General features: G+C 60.5%; 3 protein-coding genes. All 3 read left to right on the top strand.

What is annotated here, in order from left to right:
- The first annotated feature begins 78 nt into the window (after positions 1–78).
- From tnpA to tnpC, 3 genes are read left to right on the top strand one after another with little or no spacing between them, the layout of a single operon-like run.
- Positions 79–489, top strand: coding sequence for an IS66-like element accessory protein TnpA (gene tnpA, locus BS629_RS37345; RefSeq protein WP_018241647.1), 411 nt, complete (start codon positions 79–81; stop codon positions 487–489).
- Positions 486–833 (top strand): IS66 family insertion sequence element accessory protein TnpB, encoded by a 348-nt coding sequence (tnpB, locus tag BS629_RS37340; RefSeq protein ID WP_018241646.1) that lies wholly within the window; start codon positions 486–488, stop codon positions 831–833. The genes tnpA and tnpB overlap by 4 nt, the downstream gene beginning before the upstream one ends.
- Positions 834–878: 45 nt before the next feature.
- Positions 879–2,534 (top strand): IS66 family transposase, encoded by a 1,656-nt coding sequence (gene tnpC, locus BS629_RS37335; RefSeq protein WP_018241645.1) that lies wholly within the window; start codon positions 879–881, stop codon positions 2,532–2,534.
- Positions 2,535–2,559 lie beyond the last annotated feature (25 nt).

Here is a 2,559-nt window from a genome sequence, read left to right as displayed (position 1 = left end):
GTAAGCCCACGGTGAAAGCCGTCTTGCGATGACGGGCTACTGACTGGCAGTCCTAGTGGTAACGCTAGGAGTAGTCATATGACGAAGCATCCAATTGAGGTGATCACGTCCGTAGAGCGCCGTCGGCGCTGGTCACGCGAGGACAAAGAGCGCCTCGTCGCTGCCTGCTTTGAGCCGGACGCGGTTATCTCTGAGATTGCTCGCGCGGCCGGTATCCATGTCAGCCAGTTGTTCCGTTGGCGCAAGGAGCTGTGCCGGATCGAGGAGCTGAAGACCGAGACGGCAACCACGTTGGTGCCGGTGATCGTGTCCGAGACCGCGCCGGCAGTCTCTCCCGTTCAAACGGAACCGCCCACCACATCCCATCCTCGTCGCAAACGCAGCGATGTAACGATTGAGCTGGGTCGGGGCAGACGCGTACGCGTGGATAGCGATATCGACACGGAAGCGCTTGGGCGCATTCTCGATTGCGTGCTGGGTCGTCGATGATCCCGGTCCCTACTGGTGTAAAGGTCTGGCTGGCGACAGGCCATACGGACATGCGAAAGGGCTTTCCGGGTCTATCGTTGATGGTGCAGGAGGCGCTGAAGCGTGACCCGATGTGTGGGCACCTGTTCGTATTCCGCGGCCGCGGTGGCGGTCTGATCAAGGTGATCTGGCATGACGGCCAGGGAGCCTGTCTGTTTACAAAGAAGTTAGAACGGGGACGCTTCATCTGGCCCTCGGCAGCCGATGGCACGGTGGTGATCACGCCCGCGCAGCTCGGTTATTTACTGGAAGGCATCGACTGGCGGATGCCGCAAAAGACCTGGCGGCCGACGTCGGCCGGATAAGCAAAAACACTGGAATGACAGGGTCGAATATGATTCCATCCTGTCATGAGCAATGCGACCGAAGAGCTTCCGGACGACCTTACCAGTGCGCTTGCACTGCTGGCCAAGGAACGTGCTCGGCGTGTTGCAGCCGAGGCTGAAGCAGCAACTGCCAAGGCAGAAGCCGCCAGTGCAAAGGCACTCGTATCACATTCCGAGGCGCTGATCGCGCGGCTGAAGCTGGAGATCGACAAGGTTCGCCGCGAACTCTACGGCAGCCGGTCCGAGCGTAAGGCGCGGCTCCTTGAGCAGATGGAGCTGCAGCTCGAGGAGCTAGAAGCAAATGCCGGTGAAGATGAACTGGTCGCGGAGATCGCAGCCAAAGCTTCAGCCGTCAAAGCCTTTGAGCGCAAGCGTCCTTCACGCAAACCCTTTCCAGAACACCTGCCGCGCGAGCGCATCGTCATCGCTGCTCCCACGAATTGCGCCTGCTGCGGGTCGACCAAACTGTCGAAACTCGGTGAGGATATCACCGAGACCCTGGAGGTCGTCCCGCGCCAGTGGAAGGTTATCCAGACGGTGCGGGAGAAGTTTACCTGCCGCGAGTGTGAGAAGATCACCCAGACACCAGCACCCTTCCATGTGACGCCCCGCGGTTTTGCCGGGCCGAACCTGCTGGCGATGATCCTGTTTGAGAAGTTCGCCCAGCACCAGCCGCTCAATCGCCAAAGCGAACGCTATGCCCGCGAGGGCATCGACCTCAGCTTATCGACATTGGCCGACCAGGTCGGAGCATGCGCCGCGGCTTTGAAGCCTATCCATTCACTGATCGAAGCGCACGTTCTGGCCGCCGGGCGGCTTCATGGCGACGACACGACAGTGCCGATCTTGGCGAGGGGAAAGACCGATACCGGTCGCATATGGACCTATGTCCGGGATGACCGACCATTCGGCGGGCTCTCACCGCCGGCCGCGCTGTATTATGCATCGCGGGACCGGCGACAGGAGCATCCGGAACGCCATCTGAAGACCTTCACCGGCATTCTGCAGGCGGATGCCTATGGCGGCTATAATCCGCTGTTCAAGGTTGATCGCGATCCAAATCCGCTAAGGCAGGCGTTTTGCTGGTCACATTCGAGACGTAAGTTCTTCGTGCTCGCCGACATCGCGGCGAATGCCAAGCGTGGAAAGAACGCTGCGCCGATCTCGCCCATGGCGCTGGAAGCCGTCAAACGGATCGACGCCCTGTTCGATATCGAGCGGGATATAAACGGGCTTGCCGCCGGTCAACGCCTGGACCGACGCCGCAGAGACAGCCTGCCGCTCGTCGACGATCTCCAGGCTTGGCTTCAAACCGAGCGTGCAAAACTGTCGCGCAGTTCTCCGGTCGCAGAGGCGATCGACTACATGCTCAAGCGTTGGGATGGCTTCACGTCATTCCTGGACGACGGCAGGATTTGCCTGACCAACAATGCCGCCGAGCGCGCGCTCAGAGGCTTCGCACTTGGCAGGAAATCATGGCTATTCGCCGGATCGGATCGTGGCGCTGACCGTGCCGCCTTCATGGCTACGCTGATCATGACGGCAAAGCTCAACGACATTGATCCGCAGGCGTGGCTTGCCGACATCCTCGCCCGCATAGCCGACACTCCGATCACCAGGTTGGAGCAACTGCTTCCATGGAACTGGACACCGCCGACCATCGACGCTCAAGCGGCGTGACCAGCGGCCTTCACCGTATGCTTAC

This window comes from Rhizobium leguminosarum bv. viciae USDA 2370, assembly GCF_002008365.1.
Classification (GTDB): Bacteria; Pseudomonadota; Alphaproteobacteria; order Rhizobiales; family Rhizobiaceae; genus Rhizobium; species Rhizobium leguminosarum.
The sequence above is the reverse complement of the archived record's forward strand: the minus strand, read 5'-3'. Positions and strand labels throughout refer to the sequence as shown.

Coding starts and splice junctions, on each gene's coding strand:
- tnpB (WP_018241646.1), top strand. CDS start 486: ATGATCCCGGTCCCTACTGGTGTAAAGGTCTGGCTGGCGACAGGCCAT.
- tnpC (WP_018241645.1), top strand. CDS start 879: ATGAGCAATGCGACCGAAGAGCTTCCGGACGACCTTACCAGTGCGCTT.
- tnpA (WP_018241647.1), top strand. CDS start 79: ATGACGAAGCATCCAATTGAGGTGATCACGTCCGTAGAGCGCCGTCGG.